This window comes from Gorillibacterium terrae, assembly GCF_051594785.1.
In the GTDB taxonomy this organism is placed as follows: domain Bacteria; phylum Bacillota; class Bacilli; order Paenibacillales; family NBRC-103111; genus Gorillibacterium.
Genome location: NZ_JBPPGI010000002.1, coordinates 282,635 through 298,357, shown reverse-complemented (window position 1 = coordinate 298,357; position 15,723 = coordinate 282,635). Strand labels below are relative to the sequence as shown.

Below are 15,723 nucleotides of genomic sequence, written 5' to 3'. Positions count from 1 at the left end.
CGAATAACTCCAAAGGAGGAACCGGCATCCATGAACCTTGGTCCGAATCCCGCGTCGGTTCATCCAAATGAAGCGATTCCCAGCCTGTGCTTCATTCGGAATGTCATTACCCGCCCTACGATAATCGTCGGCGATTATACCTATTACGACGACCCAGACGGGTCCGAACGATTTGAAGAACATGTCACCCACCACTATGACTTTCTTGGCGACAAGCTGATCATCGGTAAATTTTGCGCGATCGCGAAAGGCATCGAGTTCGTCATGAACGGAGCCAACCATCGCATGGGAAGCGCCACGACCTACCCGTTCAACATCATGGGACACGGGTGGGAAAAGGCGACCCCAAAGCTCGAAGACCTCCCGTTTAAAGGAGATACGGTCATCGGCAACGACGTGTGGATCGGACAAGACGTCACCGTCCTGCCCGGCGTGCACATCGGGGACGGAGCGATCATCGCCGCCCGCTCCGTCGTATCCCGGGACATTCCGGCTTACCACATCGCCGGAGGCAACCCGATCCGAATCCTGCGCAAGCGGTTTGACGACGAACTCATCGAGCATCTGCTCGCGCTGCGCTGGTGGGATTGGCCCCCTCAAAAGATTTTCGACCACCTTGACATCCTCTGCAGCGGAGATTTGACCCGCATTCGGGCGATCTCCTAACCGCAGCTTTCGCCGCAACCGCTGCAGGCCGACGGGGGACATTCGCCGGTTTCCTGAAACAACGGCGGCAGGGTCGCGTCATACACCGCCAGCCGCAGACACAGCCGGATGGCATTCCATTCCGGCGTCTGCGGCGCAAGCCCGAATCGAAGCTCCACCCGGCGGCGCGAGAGGTGGAACCGAAACTTCCGCAGGATGCGCAACCGTTTCTGCTCGAGCACGTCCGGCTCCACTGCCACGTTCCACTCCTCCAGAAAATCCTCCAGCCGCTCCGGCTCCCGCTTCATTCCCTCTGCTACGGCCATGGACCGCTCCCTCCCTTAAACTTATCCTGCTCGGCCAGCCGCCTCGTCAGCCGCTCATCTGGCCGGCCTGCTCCGCCTGCCGCATGGCCTTGACCAGCCACAGCGGCGGCTGATTCTTCAGCTTGTCGAGCAGCTGCTCCAACTGCTCGGCCACCCGCGTGCCGGAAGCGACCTTCACCGGCATCACCCCTTTGCGGGTGACCCGCGCGGCCGCAGCCGGTCCGATCTGGCAGATGAACAGCAGCGTGCAATCGGCCACGGCCGCAACCCGGCTCTCGATCTTGTCGACCTCACCCTCGCCCTCCGCATGGGCCACCTCCCGGCTCTCCAGGTAGCGGTACCCGGACTCGTCGATCTGCAGGATCGAGAAGCGTTCGCACTGACCGAAGTGGGCCTCCACCGTCTTGCCGTCTTCTGAAGCGAAAGCAATCTTCATATGGGGTGTCTCCTTTCCCCCGCCAACAGACGATTGGCGGTGCGGTTAACGAATTCCGTCGTGCCGCGGTATCCGACCGAGAGCGACAGTCCGGCTCCGAACCGGTCGAATACCGGGAAGCCGCAGGGGAGGAACGGGATGCCGAGCCGGCGGGCGCTCTGCTCCCCATGGGAATTGCTGAGCCACAGGTCCGCTCCCTGAGCGGCGGCCATCTCTTCCAGATCGCCCAAATCGCCGACGGTCGTTCCCGCCGGAAGCGGGCCGCCGGGGTACGGCCGCGCCGCTGCAACGCTCAGCTCCGGGCTCGCCCCCATTTCCCGGAACCAGCTGTTCAGGACATGCAGGTGGTCCGCCTCCAGGGCGAGGGCAATCGTCTTGCCGCCGAAGACGAAATGGGCGTCGAGCATGGCGTCCAGCAGGAATTCCCGCTGCCAGCGGTATTTCACGGATACCGGCTCGGAGCCGATCGTCTGCAGGAAGCCGAAAAATTCATCCGTTGCGGCAAGTCCCGTCACTCCCGGGAAGAGCCGGTAGGGAATATCGGCGCGGTCTTCGAGCAGCCGGGCAGCTCCCTCCATGCTCGCGCCGACGGCGATGGTCCATTCCGAGGCGCTCGCCTGCTTGAGCAGATCGAGCGGCACGCCTCCTCTCGACAGCGGCGTGTGCCCGGTGAGAAGATGGCCCGCGAGCGACGTGGAGATGTCCGGTATCGCGATCACCTCCAGCCCGAACGAAGCGATGATCTCCTTCAGCTCCATGACGTCTCCTGGTGTCAGATGAGCGCCCGGCAGCAGATTGACCCGGCCCCGAAGCTTCTTCTTGGGCCGGTTGCTCTCGGTCAGCACCTCGTCGAGCAGGGCTTCGACCGTACGCGCGTACCCGCTCTCCAGCGAGCCCTGGAAATCGGGCAGCATCGCGCAGGCGAGCAGCTTGCCGCCGAGCTCGTGCTTCTTGCGGTAGGCTGCCAATTCGCCGCGGATGTCCTCGCCGGAGACGTCCGTCAGAGCGGTGCTGAGCACGGCGGAGACATCGGGGTTGTGCTTCGCACGAATGGTATCCAGCGCTTCGAACAAGCTGGCTTCGCCGCCAAAAATGACGTTGAATTCCTGAAGCGCGCTGGTCTGCAAGGCGATCGGTTCGCGGAAATGGCGCGTCATCAGCGCCTTGGCGAAGGCGGCACAGCCCTGCGCGCCGTGCAGAATCGGCATGGCCTGATAAACGCCTTGCAGAGCCAGGGCCCCGCCGATCGTCTGGCTGATCTTGAGCGGATTCACGGACAGGCGCTTGGCGCCGCCCGCGGCGGCCGAAGCCGAAGCCGCCGAGCCGGAGTCAGAGTCCGCCTTCCGCGGCTCCCGGGCATCCGAACGGCTGCGGGCTGCTTCGGCGCGGCGCTTCGCCTCAGCATTAACGCTGGGTTTCACTCGCTCTCACTCCTTCCCAGGGGGCGGGACGCCGCACCAGCTCCCAGACGGGATGCTCCAGCGCCGCCACGAGATCGGCCGCCAGCCGCCGCATGCCCACATATCCGGCGTACGCCTTATGGCGCTCCTGGTTAATATCGAGGAACGGAATCTGTTCTTTCATCGATACATAGAGGTTGCGGCCGCCGGCGATCATCAGATCGGCCTTGCGTTCCCGCACCGTCTTCAGGATGCGCGCCGCGCCTCCTTCGGGAATCAAGTCGGCTTCCAAACCGACGCGCTCCTTGATGCGCGAAATGTCTTCGTCGGTGCTTTTGTTCGTACCGACGCCCACCACCTGGATGCCCAGCTCTTGCAGGGCCGAGATCATCGACCAGCTCTTTACTCCGCCGGTATAGAGAACCGCGCGTTTGCCGCGCAGCTTTTTTCGGAGCGGCAGAAGGTCGTGCGTCAAGGCTTCCTCCTCGGAGCGGATCAAGCGGCCGATTCGGCGGTCCAGCTCGTCGCCGCCGAGCAGAAAGGCCAATTGACGCAGGGAAAACCCGGTTTCCCTTGCGCCATAGAAGGACCCTTCAAAGTACGGGATCCGGTAGCTCTCTTCCATTCTTCGGGCCAGGGTAACCAGCGTTCGGCTGCAAACCACCACGTTGACCTTCGCGAACCGGGCTTTGCCGAGGTCGCCGAACCGGCCGTCTCCGGTGATCCGCGAGAGGATGCGGATGCCCGCTTGATTCAGCAGCGCCTCGATGTCCCACTGCTCGCCGGCGATGTTGTATTCGCCGATCAGGTTTACCGTGGGTCCGGCCTGTTCCTCCGGAGCCGGCGCCGTTCCGCTTCCCCGGGAGATAACATGCTCGAACAACGCTTCGCCGGCCAGCCGGTTCCCCCAGTTTTTGCTTCCGGCAAAGCCGGGGCTGTGAATGGGGATGATCGGTATCCCGTGCGCTTCCTCCGCTTCGCGGCAAACCCGGTCCAGATCCTCGCCGGTCAGCGCCGTCACGCAGGTGGAGTACACGAAGACCGCCGGCGGATGATGGCGGGCTGCGATATCGGCGATCGCGCCGCGCAGCTTCGCTTCGCCGCCCATGACGATATCCTGCTCGCCGAGGTCGGTGGTGAAGCCGTACCGGGACAGCTCGGGGCCGGAGGAGAGACTCCCCCGGCTTTCCCAGCTGTTCCCGAGGCATCCGATGGGGCCGTGGATCAGATGGGCCGCATCGGCGATGGGCAATAGGGTGATTTGGGCGCCGTCAAACGCGCAGCCGCCTGCGGCTTCGCCCGGTTTGGGCCGGGCACATCCTTTTTTCTCCGGCTTGCTGTGCTCGCAATCCGGCTCTCCACTCCACTCGTACCGGCTCCCCTTCATCCTATCCCCCCCTTTTGGCCTCCCCGCTTGTCCGCCCTTGCCTTCGACGGTTAACGGACCAGATCGAAGTTGTAGCCCGGCGACTCCTCGTCCAGCTTCTCCAGCACGGCGTTGACCGTCTGGGCCAGCAGATGGAGTGCACCTTGATAGCCGATGATCGGGAACCGATGCAGGTGATGCCGGTCGAAGATCGGGAAACCGACGCGGATGAGCGGCGTAGCCGAGTCCTTGGCAGCGTATTTCATGTGCGTGCTGCCGTATACGAAATCGACCGGATCGGTGATGAGGAGAGACCGCATGTGCCACAGGTCTTTGCCGATGTAGACCTTGCCGTCGATGCCATAAGGCGAGGAGTTCAGCAGCTCGTTCGCCTCTTCTTCGAAATCTTTGTCCCCGTTGGTGCAGACAATGTGAACCGGCTCCAGGCCGACCTCGAGGCAGAAGGAGAGGAGTCCGAGCAGGAAGTCGGGATCGCCGGCCATCGCCACGCGCCGCCCGTGCAGATACGGATGCGAATCGGTGTAGGCGTCCACGACGCGTCCGCGTTCCTGAACGAGCGCCTCCGGAATCGGAATTCCGGTCAGCCGGCTCGCTTCGCTTAACAGCCGGTCGGTCGCTCTCACGCCGATCGGCGAATAGAGGCTGACCGTCTCTTGCTTCCATTTCTCCCCGATCATCGCCGACGTCTTCTTGGTGGCGTACTTCTGGAGAAGGATCGTGCCCGCAGCGCCCGGAGCCGCCGCCACCTCTTCGGGCGTGGTTCCTCCATAATAATAGTGATACTCTCCGTCGGCCGGAGAATCCAGGTTGTCGCTGTAATCGCCGAGGACGGTCAGCTCCGCGCCGAGCAGAGAGAACAGCCGCTTCACCTCGGCAAAATTGCCGGTGTAGGTGTCGAAGCCCATCACGACATTCACCGCGCTCGGGCGCTTCGGCGCTTCGGCCGGATCGGCGCCGCCGCGCTCGGACAAGTGCGTGAGCAGCGAGCGCATCATCGCATCGTATCCGGTGATGTGGGAGCCGACGAAGCTCGGCGTGTTGGCGTAGGCGACCGGAAAATCCTCCGGAATCGCGCCTTGGCTGCGGGCATTGCCGATAAAAGAGCCCAGATCGTCGCCGATGACCTCGGCCATGCAGGTCGTGCTCATGGCGATCATATCGGGCTTGTAGAGGGCGGTAGCGTTGCGCAGCCCTTCGATTAAATTGCTCATCCCGCCGAAGACGGCCGCATCCTCGGTCATCGAGGAGGAGACGGCCGGCACCGGCTCCTTGAAATGGCGGGCCAAGTGGCTGAGGAAGTAGGCGACGCAGCCCTGCGAACCCTGAACGAACGGCAGCGTCTTGGCGAAGCCCAATGAAGCAAGCACGGCGCCGAGCGGCTGGCAGGCTTTGGCCGGGTTGATGACCAGCGCCTCGCGGGCGAAGTTCTTCTCCGCGTATTCCTTCGTCTTGGTGTAGGCCAGCGTGCTCTCCACTTCCTGGAATGAGCAGGGATTCTCGAACCGGCGCTTGCGCTCGGCCTGCTCCGTGTACTCGCCGGAGGAGAACAAGGTATTGTGGTCGCGCGTTACGAATGCATCGGACATCGGTTGTTCCCTCCTATACCGTTTTTTGAATCAGGCTCCAGACCGGACTGTTGACGGCCATATCCATGTCGCGGGCAAACACCTTGAAGCCGTCGAAGCCGTGGTACGGGCCGCTGTAGTCCCAGGAATGCATCTGCCGGAAGGGAATTCCTTTCTTGTGATAAACGTATTTCTCCTTGACGCCGGAGCCCATGAGATCGATGTTCAGCTTATCGGCCAGAAACTCCAGGTCGTACGCGGACGGGTCGTCGTAGAGAATCGTGCCGCTTTCCAGGTCCTTGATCGTCCTCGCATACTCTTCTTTATGGGCGAATTCGAAGCCGGTCGCCACCACCTCCATGCCGAGGTCCTCGTACGCGCCGATGGTGTGGCCGGAGCGCAGGCCGCCGATCAGCAGCATGACCCGTTTGCCTTCCAGGCGGGGGCGGTACTTGGCGATCACGGCGTCCATCTCCCGCTTGTATTCGGCGATGACGCGCTCGGCGTTCTCCTGGATCGTCGAATCGAACCGGGCGGCGATCTTGCGCAGGCTCTCGTAGGTCTTGGTCGGGCCGAAGAAATTGTACTCCATCCACGGGATGCCGTACTGCTCCTCCATCGTGGTGCAGATGTAGTTCATCGAGCGGTAACAGTGGATCAGGTTCAGCTTGGAATGATGGGCGATGCTGACCTCGTTCAGCGTGCCGTCGCCGGTCCATTGGGCGATGACGCGCAGCCCGATCTTCTCCAGCAGAATCCGCGAGGCCCAGGCGTCGCCGCCGATGTTGTAATCACCGATGATCGCGACGTCGTACGGGGTGGAATCGGCGATCGAGCCCTTGCCCATGACATGGTCGCGGATGGCGTCGTTGGCGATATGATGGCCGAGCGACTGGCTGACGCCGCGGAAGCCTTCGCAGCGGACCGGCACGACCGGCATCTCAAGCTCGCGGGTCATCTTCTTGCCGACCGCCTCGATGTCGTCGCCGATCAGGCCGACCGGGCATTCGGACTGAACCGAAATGCCCTTGGCCAGCGGGAACATCTCGGCGATTTCCCGGCAGAGCTGCTCCAGCTTCTTGTCGCCGCCGAAGACGATGTCCTTCTCCTGGTAATCGCTCGTGATCTGCATGGCGCCGAAGGCATCGATGCCGAGCGTGCCGTTCTGGTAGTTGCGGCGGGTGCCCCAGCTGTACTGGCCGCAGCCGATCGGGCCGTGGCTGACGTGGACCATGTCCTTGATCGGGCCCCAGACGACGCCTTTGGAGCCGGCGTAGGCACAGCCGCGGATGGTCATGACGCCGGGCCGTGATTTGATATTGGATTTGACCGAGCACTTGCCGCTCTCGATCGTCTCCGGATTGGCGACTTCAAAATGCTTGGCGCGAAGCTTCCGCGTTTTCTCGGGATAGGCCTCCAGCAGCTCTTGAACGAGCGCTTCGCCCGTTTCCACGGTCAGGCGTTTTTCCGTTGTGCTCATGCGCGGGCCTCCTTTGCCTCCAGCCGTTTGATGACCGTCTCGTCGTCTTCAATGATTCCGAATTCCATCAGGAGCTCCTCCAGTTCTTCCATTTCGATCGGAGTCGGAATCGTCAGCATGTCGTTGTGCAAAATCTTGTCGGCCAGCGTCTCGTATTCCTTCGCCTGAGGATGATCGGGAAAGTATTGGGCCACGGTCATTCGCCGCAGTTCGGCGTGCTGGACGACATTGTTGCGGGGAACGAAGTGAATCATCTGGGTGTTCAAACGGCGGGCCAGCTCCATGATCAGTTCGTCCTCGCGGTCGGTGTTGCGGCTGTTGCAGATCAGGCCGCCGAGCCGGACGCCGCCGCTGTTGGCGTACTTCAGAATTCCGCGGGCGATGTTGTTCGCCGCATACATCGCCATCATCTCGCCGGAGCAGACGATGTAGATTTCCTGGGCCTTGTTCTCCCGGATCGGCATCGCAAACCCGCCGCAGACGACGTCGCCGAGCACGTCGTAGGAGACGAAGTCGAGCCCTTCATACGCCCCCTGCTCCTCCAGGAAGTTAATCGAGGTGATAATGCCGCGGCCGGCACAGCCGACGCCGGGCTCCGGACCGCCCGATTCGACGCACTGGATGCCGCCGAACCCTTCGCTGACCACATCCTCCAGCTCGAGGTCCTCGACCGTGCCGCGTTCGGCGGCCAAGTGAAGCACCGTTTGTTGAGCCTTGGTGTTCAGAATCAAGCGGGTGGAATCCGCCTTCGGGTCGCAGCCGACAATCATGATCTTCTGGCCGAACTTGGAAGCGAGTTGAGCCAGCGTGTTCTGCGAGGTGGTCGATTTGCCGATGCCGCCCTTGCCGTAAAATGCGATTTGACGAAGCTTTCCCATGATTTTCAGCCTCCCGGTTTTCAGATAGTTATTCGGATTTGGCGGTAACCGCCGATTTCCCCAAGTAACGGTAAAACTTGGCCGCTTCCGTCAACTCCGGCCCGATCTCGCCTTTCGTCACGATCGGCGTAATTCCGGCCTCCCGGACCCGTCGGGCGGGCCCCTCGCCGATTCCCGAGGTCAGCAGAATCGCGCAATCGGAGAGCATCGCCACGGTTTCCTCCAACACCTTGCGTTTGTTTGCGGGTTCCTCGCACTCGGCCGTGCCGTTGCAGTAGGCCTGAACCTTGCGGACGCCGAGGAGCTCGGGTCCCGACTCCCCCACCCGGTAGACCAAGAACTCCTTGGCATGGCCGAAGTGGAGATTGATCTTGCCGTTCCCCCGGGTAGCTACGGCGACGATGACCGCGCCGGAGCCGGAACCGGGAAGGCGTCCCGCGGAGCCATCTCCGCAAGCACCGATCCGGTCCGAGCGCCGTTGCTGCCTTCGAAGCAGTTCCGCCTCCAATTTGAGCTGAATCGCCTCCCGTTCTTCCGGGGTATAGGTGCTGCGGACGGCCTGCGTGGCGAGCTCGGCAGCGGATGCGGTGTCTCCCCCCAGAAACCCGACCGCGTCGGCTCGGCACTGCCGGCAGTGCCGCATAACCGGCATGATGGCGGAGCAGGCTGCCTGCACCGCGAGCGTCTCCGCTCCCTTCGGAGCGGTTCGGCCTTCCTTCTCATAGGGACTTCCGGGACTGACGATGAGCGGCATGATGTTGTGGCTGAAGGCCCCCCAGGCTTTCGCCGCTTCGGCTACCCGGATCAGGTGAGCGTCGTTCACGCCCGGAATAAGCACGGAATTGATCTTGCAGAGGATGCCGCGCTCCCGGAGCCCTTCGATTCCCGCCGCCTGCCGCTCCAGCAGAAGCCGGGCCGCCTCGCGTCCGCGGTAGGTCCTGCCCCGCCAGTAAACCCGGTCGTAAATCAGCTCCGCAATAGCGGGGTCGACGGCGTTCACCGTGACCGTGACGTGGCGGACGCCAAGGCGCTCGAGATCGTCCAAGTGATCCGCCAGCTTCAGCCCGTTGGTGCTCAGGCACAATTCCAGGTCCGGCCAGGCTTCGCGTATCCGGGCAAGCGTCTCGAAGGTCTGCTTGGGATTGGCGAGCGGATCGCCGGGCCCAGCGATGCCGATCACGGAGAGCTGCGGCAGAGTGCCGATCACATCCCGCGCCTGAAGGAAGGCTTCATCGGGGGACAGCACCCGGCTGACCACGCCCGGCCGGCTTTCGCTGACGCAGTCGAATTTGCGGTTGCAATACTTGCAGTGCAGGTTGCATGCGGGAGCGACGGGCAAGTGCATCCTGGCGAAGTAATAATGGGCGTCTTCGCTGTAACAGGGGTGGCGGAGGGTGCTGGCTGCCATGAAATCACCGTCTCTTTCTCGCGCATGTTAGATATGCTAACTTTCGTTCATTCCGAAGTTTCTGGAATTTCTTACATAGTACCGAGTTATTAGGAAAACCGTCAATGAAATGGAACGCTTACAAATACGCTTTAACAATTCTGACGTAATTTGTGTTAGATATTCTAACACATATTTAACATGTTTTCGCTTTCACGGCGATTTAAAGCGCATTCAATTCGATTGGTTCATTGACCATTATTCTCAATTTGGGATGGGTTGTTGAATTTTGCTTGCCAAACGGCAAAATCGATCTATAATGTGGATCATAAAACACATGAGAAGGAGGACCCCCTATGCCGATTCGCATCCAGTTGTTTGCCGGTTTGGCCGACGAGGTTGGCGCCGGCTCCCTATCCTTCGACCTCCCGGCCAAAGATTACCGCTTGAGGGATTTGAAAGCGGAACTGGCGCGCCTGTATCCGGGAGCGGAACGCTTCCTACGCCAAGCGCTTACGTCCGTCAACCGCGCCTACGCCCCGGAGGATCGAGCGCTGCGGGACGGCGACGAAGTCTCCTTGATTCCTCCGCTGTCGGGCGGCTGATCCGAACCGCCAGAATGCAAGCGATTCGGACAACCAGCCATCCCCCAGCCGCCTATGCCATTAAACAAGAACGCTCGCTTCTCCGCGCGGAGAGGCGAGCGTTCTGTGTGGAATGCCTATCAGACTTAATAGCACAACGAGAGGCGCCAGCAGCAGGAGCTTGAAGAACCGGACCGTGGATGGCGCTCATTCAATAGGCAATCGGCGGATTATTTTCTCCGTAAAAGACTTGAAGAAGAGGAATCAGTCCGAGCGGATTCCGCCGCAAATCCTTCGCGCTGAAGAAGAGACTGCCGCGTATTTCCGGAATACCGCGGTTATAGGCCAGCTGATTCATCAGCTCTTGCGCGTTGGACCATCCCGTCTCCGAGGTCCCCAGCTTGTAAGGGGCTTGCCCGATATAGAGCTTGACCCCCGTTCCCCGAACCTCATTTGCCCACCAGTCGGCAAGGAGATCGTAGCGGACGATCGTCCGGGACATGCTCCAGTAAAGCTGCGGAGCTACGTAGTCGACCCATCCCTCTTGAATCCAGGTCCGGACATCGGCATAGGTGCTGTCGTACGCCGTCATGCTCGCTTTTGTATCGGAGCCGGTCGGATCGTCTGCCTTGTTTCTCCACACCCCGTAGGGGCTGATCCCGAAGGAGAGGCCCGGTTTCACCGCTTTGATCCCTTCCGAGAGGTCACGAACAAACTGATTGATGTTGTCTCTCCGCCAATCGCCTTTATCGGCAAAGCCGGCATTGTTGTATTTCCGGAAAGTGGAATTGTCGCCAAACGGAGCGCTCGCCGTCTCCCCGGACGGGTAGAAATAATCATCCAGGTGCACTCCGTCAATGTCATATCCCCGGACCACTTCGAGAATCGCCTCGATCACATGCGCGCGGGCCTCCGGGATGCCCGGGTTGATATACAGCTTGCCGCCGTAATTCACGATCCAATCGGGATGCCGGTTCACCACGTGACTCACCGGAAGCGAAGGAGCGGCTCCGACGGTTGCCCGAAAAGGATTGAACCAGGCATGGAACTCCATCTTCCGCCGATGGGTCTCGTCCAGCATGAAGCGGAGCGGATCGTACCCCGGGCCCTTGCCGGCCACGCCGGTCAGGTAAGAGGTCCAAGGGACGAGCTCGGACGGATAGATAGCATCCGCGGACGGGCGAACCTGAACGAACACCGCGTTCATCCCCATCGCCTGTATGTCGTCCAGAAGCCGGATATAGTCGGCCTTTTGTTTTTCGATATCTCCATATGATTTTGAGCTCGGCCAATCCAGATTGAACACCGTCGAAACCCAGACCCCGCGCATCTCTTCCGAAGCACTGACAACCGGCGGCTTCGCGGGAAGAGTCGGCAACGGAGTTGTGGGAGTTGTCGGAGTGGGTGCCGGAGCCGTCGGACCCGCAGGAGATGCCGGATTGCCGCCCGTTCCGGCTCCCTCCCCGGGAGATTCTCCGCCGTTCCCCTTTTCGCCGGAAGTAAGAATGACAGCGTTCTGCCGTGCATCCCAGACGACCCGGATGCCAAGCAGCTTCTCGCTCACAAAACGAATCGGCACCATCGTTCGCCCTCGAACCACCTCTACCGACGCGTCAAGCGGGATGGAAACGCCGTTCACCAAAGCTGTCTTTTGCCCCTCAGCAAGCACCATCGTATTCGCATCCATCCGGATGGTTGCCGCTTTCTTCGCGGGAGACCAGTCAACCCTCGCCCCAAAGCTCTCGCTGATCGCCCGAAGCGGAACCATGGTCACGGACACCTTCGGCTTGAGATAAGGCGGCACATCGGTCGTCAACACCTTCCCGTCCAAGATCAACCGAATGTCGGCAGCCGCCTGCGTCTCGGAACCGCCTATGAATGGCCAGACAAGCACCAGCGCCAGCAAAAGAAAAAACCTTGCTTGAATTTTCATCTTTTCCCTCCAAAGCTAAACTAAAGTGGACGAAGTCCTTCTTCTCTCTTAATAACGGACTTAGAGGCCGGGAAAGTTGCAAATTCTGGTGAAATAAACCTCTTCGACACAGAAAAAAACGCCCGCTTCTCCGTGTGGAGAGACGAGCGTTTGAGACCGAGCCTCCGCCAAATCGCGATTCCCTGCCTTTTCTTCTCCCCCTTCAAGCGCCGCAGCGGTCGCAGCGGGGTGCGGTCGAGATGTCAAATTCGACCGACTGGAATTGGAGCGCATCGAAGCGGAGCAGCTTGCCGGCCTGGCCGGGCTTGCCCGTCAGCCATTTGATCGCCTCCAGGGCCGCCATGCATCCCGCCATGCCGGAAACGGCGCCCAACACAGGAAACCCCAGCGGCTCCCACTCCTGCGGCGGTATCGGGTATAGACATTCCAAGCAAGGCGTATCTCCCGGTATGACCGTCGTCAGAGAAATCTCGTACCCGCACATGGCCGCCTCCACCATAGGCTTGCCCTCCTCCAGGCACAGCCGGTTCAGCTCATACCGCTCCGGAAAATCATAGCGCGCGTCGATCACCAGATCCGCTTTGCGGACGAGCGGACGCACCGCCTCCTCGACGCGGCCGTTCCAGGTCTCGACGGCCACCTCGGGATTAAGCCGTCTCAGACCCTCCGCCGCCTGCTCCACCCGCGAGCGTCCGATCCCTTCGGTCGACATGAGAATCTGGCGGTTCAGATCGGGAAGCACCGTGATTCCCTCGTGCAGCAAGATCAGTTTGCCGACCCCGGCCGCCGCCAGATACAGCGCCGCCGCACCTCCCAGACCTCCAACTCCGGCGATAAGCACCGTCGCTTCCTTTAGCCTGGACTGTCCTTCCACGCCGACCAGGTCCATCTGACGAAAATACCGCTCCGCTCCCGCTTGGGGATCTTCCTCAAAGCGTACCCGTTCCTCGGCCATCCTTCTTCCTCCCATCGTGACAGTTTCTCGAATTGCCGTTACAATAGACGCTAATATCCAGACATCCGAGGAGGAATCTCCATGGACAACGACCGCTATTCCCGGCAGATCCGCTTCCACCCGATCGGAGCGGAAGGGCAATCGGCCCTGGCGCGCAAGCATGTGCTCATCATGGGCGCGGGCGCCCTTGGTTCGTCCGCGGCCGAGATCCTGACTCGGGCCGGAATCGGTACCCTCACCGTCATCGACCGCGATTACGTGGAGCCGAGCAACCTGCAGCGGCAATCGCTGTACCGAAATGCAGACGCCGAGGCGCACATGCCGAAGGCCATCGCCGCCCGGCAGCGGCTGATCGAGATCAACCCCGACGTCGACATCCGCGCTTACGTCGCGGACCCTTCCGCGCGCGAGCTGGAGGAATTGGCCGCGGAAGCGGATCTCCTGCTCGACGGGACGGATAATTTCGAAACCCGTTTTCTCCTGAACGACCTGTCTCACAAACGCGGCATCCCTTGGATTTACGGCGCGTGCGCAGGAGGCGCGGGCGCGGTCTTTACCATCCGTCCGGGCATCACGCCATGCCTAAGCTGTCTCCTGCAGAGCGGGCTGGTAAATGGCGAAAGCTGCGACATCGGCGGCATCCTCGCACCGGCGGTCCAGACGGTCGCCGCCCACCAGGCGGTCGAAGCGCTCAAGCTGCTGACTGGCAACCATTCCGCCCTGCGAACCGCTTTTCTCAGCTTTGATCTGTGGCGAAACCAGCATATCGAGGTCGATATCTCCGGGATGCGCCATGCCGCCTGCCCCACTTGCGGCGAACGTCCGACTTACCCTCATCTCTCCTCCGGCCGCCGGATGAAGGCAGCTGTCCTATGCGGGCGCGATACGGTGCAGCTCCGCCTTCCGCACGGCCTTCCCTTGACCCTCGATCAACTGGAGGACACCCTTACCCGCCTCGAAGGAACGGTCGAGCGGAATCCCTATCTGCTCGCTTATTCGTTCCAGGGAAAACGCCTGGTCTTCTTCCCCGACGGCCGCGTTCTTGTGCATGGAACGAGCCGGATCACGGAAGCGAAGCGGCTGTACCACGCCCTGCTCGGCTGAGATTCCAAGACTGGTGCCAAGGCAAGGAAAGGGGCCCGACCGCGCCCCCGCACCCCCGTGCCCCCGCGCCCCCGCCTCCCCGCAGCAAGACAGCCTGAACCCTCGTGTTCATCCACAAGGGGACAGACCGTCTTTGCTTAGAGCGTATTCGTCCCGGTGCTGATGGTATACGCTTCGTCCACCCGGCTCACAAAAATCTTCCCGTCCCCGTAGTGTCCCTTCGGCTGCGTCCGGGCATGGCGCAGGATGATGTCGATCAGGTCGTCCTTGTCCTTGTCTTCGACGACGATCATCAGCATCGTCTTGTTGATCTCATCGTAGCGAATGCCGCCCGCTTCGATTCCCCGCTGCTTCCCGCGTCCGGATACCTCCATCTTGGTCACGGACGGGAATCCCGCCTCCAAGAGCGCGGAGATGACCTCGTTCACCTTTTGCGGCCGAATGATTGCCCTCACCATTAACATGTTTGTCACCCTTTCTCTTTCGTATGAGCGAGTTCCCCCAAAGCGAAAAACCCACCCTCAGCATAAGGGTGAGCTTTTCATCGGTCAATCGTTTTGTGTAAGGTTATTTAACAAATATTCGGATTTCGAAGACTTTTTCACAAAAAATTCAAGCATAAGCAATCAAAATGTCAAGTTAATTAACAATTAAAAATTTCCATTTCTCCAGATTAACTTGCCGGTTTCGGTGCAATCGTACCCTTCCATCCGCCGCAGCTCTTCTTGAAAATTCGCTGAGGCAAGCAAGGCCATCGCCTCAGCCGCCCGCTCCCGGCGATCCGCCCCTCCGGCGAGCACCAGATCGATTCGCTCCCGCCGGAGCGGCACGAATTCCACCCCGATCGAGAGCGCGCCCCGTTCCGACCCCACTCCTGCATCCGCATAACCGGCCGCCACCTGTCCGGCTACGCTCATGTGGCTGCGAAACTCCCGGTCGTAGCCCGCAAGGGTCTAAGGCTCCAGTCCGCGGATGCGCAGCTCTTCCTCCAGCAAAACGCGGGCGCCGGCTCCCTTCTCCCGATTGGCGAGCCGCAGCCCGGGCCGGGCGAGGTCCTCCCAGCGCCGGATGTTCAACGGGTTGCCGGGCGCGACGTACAGGCCGGCGGTCCGTTCCGCCAAATGGACGACCGTGTACGGAAAGCCGACGAGGATCCGGCGGATGTAGGGCAGGTTGTATTCCCCGGAATCTCCGTCGAACAGATGGACGCTGACCATATCGGACTCCCCGCGGGACAAGGAAATCAGCCCGTCCAGGCTGCCCATCATCGACCGGAGCGGCCGGATGGCCGGGCTTCGCTCCTCCAGATGCCGGGCAAGGACATCGAGCAGGAAATCCTGCCCGGTGATGACGAACGGCCGCGGCGAGCCGGGAGCCAATGCTCCTTCGCCTGTTCGGACAGCGGCCCCATCCGCCTCTGCGGACCGCGGCTGAACCGGCGCGGCGGCCGAGTCTGCCGCGGCCGTCCCCGTTTTCATCCGACGCTTGTACGCTTCCAGATCGGAGCGGTCCACGCGCATTTGCTTGCCGACGCGATAAGCCGGCAGCTCGCCTTTCTTGATCAAATCGTAGACCGTCAGCTTGGATACGCGCAGCAGCTTGGCCAGTTCATCGGGGGTATACGAGTCGGTGGATTCCACTTG

Annotated in this window: 14 protein-coding genes and 1 pseudogene; 3 read left to right on the top strand and 12 right to left on the bottom strand. The window is 61.3% G+C overall.

What is annotated here, in order from left to right; translation table 11 throughout:
• Positions 1–30 precede the first annotated feature (30 nt).
• Positions 31–666, top strand: coding sequence for a Vat family streptogramin A O-acetyltransferase (locus ACSEXS_RS11395; RefSeq protein ID WP_438433349.1), 636 nt, complete (start codon positions 31–33; stop codon positions 664–666).
• Here the strand turns inward: ACSEXS_RS11395 and nifW are convergent.
• Genes nifW through nifB form a run of 8 tightly spaced genes read right to left on the bottom strand, consistent with a single transcriptional unit; the run spans position 663 to position 9,525 of the window.
• Positions 663–971 (bottom strand): nitrogenase-stabilizing/protective NifW family protein, encoded by a 309-nt coding sequence (gene nifW, locus ACSEXS_RS11390; protein ID WP_438433348.1) that lies wholly within the window; start codon positions 969–971, stop codon positions 663–665. The two genes, ACSEXS_RS11395 and nifW, sit on opposite strands and share 4 nt — an antisense overlap.
• A 46-nt stretch (positions 972–1,017) precedes the next feature.
• Positions 1,018–1,407, bottom strand: a complete 390-nt coding sequence (locus ACSEXS_RS11385; protein ID WP_438433347.1) for a NifB/NifX family molybdenum-iron cluster-binding protein — start codon at positions 1,405–1,407, stop codon at positions 1,018–1,020.
• Positions 1,404–2,828: a nitrogenase iron-molybdenum cofactor biosynthesis protein NifN gene (gene nifN, locus ACSEXS_RS11380; protein ID WP_438433346.1), complete on the bottom strand. Its 1,425-nt coding sequence runs from the start codon at positions 2,826–2,828 to the stop codon at positions 1,404–1,406. Before nifN ends, ACSEXS_RS11385 begins: the two co-directional genes overlap by 4 nt.
• On the bottom strand, positions 2,812–4,194 hold the full coding sequence (nifE, locus tag ACSEXS_RS11375) for a nitrogenase iron-molybdenum cofactor biosynthesis protein NifE (protein ID WP_438433345.1): 1,383 nt from the start codon (positions 4,192–4,194) through the stop codon (positions 2,812–2,814). The genes nifN and nifE overlap by 17 nt, the downstream gene beginning before the upstream one ends.
• A gap of 50 nt (positions 4,195–4,244) precedes the next feature.
• Positions 4,245–5,780: a nitrogenase molybdenum-iron protein subunit beta gene (gene nifK / locus ACSEXS_RS11370; RefSeq protein WP_438433344.1), complete on the bottom strand. Its 1,536-nt coding sequence runs from the start codon at positions 5,778–5,780 to the stop codon at positions 4,245–4,247.
• 13 nt (positions 5,781–5,793) lie between these two features.
• A complete protein-coding gene (gene nifD, locus ACSEXS_RS11365) occupies positions 5,794–7,239 on the bottom strand; it encodes a nitrogenase molybdenum-iron protein alpha chain (protein ID WP_438433343.1) in 1,446 nt (481 codons plus the stop codon).
• Positions 7,236–8,117: a nitrogenase iron protein gene (gene nifH, locus ACSEXS_RS11360; protein WP_438433342.1), complete on the bottom strand. Its 882-nt coding sequence runs from the start codon at positions 8,115–8,117 to the stop codon at positions 7,236–7,238. The genes nifD and nifH overlap by 4 nt, the downstream gene beginning before the upstream one ends.
• Positions 8,118–8,145: 28 nt before the next feature.
• Positions 8,146–9,525 carry a nitrogenase cofactor biosynthesis protein NifB gene (gene nifB, locus ACSEXS_RS11355; protein ID WP_438433341.1) on the bottom strand — a complete coding sequence of 460 codons (1,380 nt, stop codon included), beginning with the start codon at positions 9,523–9,525 and terminating at the stop codon, positions 8,146–8,148.
• Positions 9,526–9,860: 335 nt separating this feature from the next.
• Between nifB and ACSEXS_RS11350 the strand changes: the two genes are divergently transcribed.
• On the top strand, positions 9,861–10,109 hold the full coding sequence (locus ACSEXS_RS11350) for a MoaD/ThiS family protein (protein WP_438433340.1): 249 nt from the start codon (positions 9,861–9,863) through the stop codon (positions 10,107–10,109).
• 190 nt (positions 10,110–10,299) lie between these two features.
• Here the strand turns inward: ACSEXS_RS11350 and ACSEXS_RS11345 are convergent, their stop codons facing one another.
• On the bottom strand, positions 10,300–12,021 hold the full coding sequence (locus tag ACSEXS_RS11345; RefSeq protein WP_438433339.1) for a family 10 glycosylhydrolase: 1,722 nt from the start codon (positions 12,019–12,021) through the stop codon (positions 10,300–10,302).
• Positions 12,022–12,223: 202 nt separating this feature from the next.
• Positions 12,224–12,976, bottom strand: a complete 753-nt coding sequence (locus tag ACSEXS_RS11340) for a HesA/MoeB/ThiF family protein (protein WP_438433338.1) — start codon at positions 12,974–12,976, stop codon at positions 12,224–12,226.
• An 81-nt stretch (positions 12,977–13,057) separates the two neighbouring features.
• Here ACSEXS_RS11340 and ACSEXS_RS11335 point away from each other — a divergent pair, with 81 nt between their 5' ends.
• The gene (locus ACSEXS_RS11335; RefSeq protein ID WP_438433337.1) at positions 13,058–14,080 is read left to right on the top strand and encodes a ThiF family adenylyltransferase; all 1,023 of its coding nucleotides are present in this window, start codon (positions 13,058–13,060) and stop codon (positions 14,078–14,080) included.
• A gap of 137 nt (positions 14,081–14,217) precedes the next feature.
• Here the strand turns inward: ACSEXS_RS11335 and ACSEXS_RS11330 are convergent, their stop codons facing one another.
• Together ACSEXS_RS11330 and ACSEXS_RS11325 are read right to left on the bottom strand one after the other, a co-directional pair.
• Complete coding sequence (locus ACSEXS_RS11330) at positions 14,218–14,544, bottom strand: P-II family nitrogen regulator (protein ID WP_438433336.1); 327 nt, start codon at positions 14,542–14,544, stop codon at positions 14,218–14,220.
• A gap of 186 nt (positions 14,545–14,730) precedes the next feature.
• Positions 14,731–15,720: pseudogene (locus ACSEXS_RS11325) on the bottom strand (substrate-binding domain-containing protein).
• Positions 15,721–15,723: the final 3 nt, after the last annotated feature.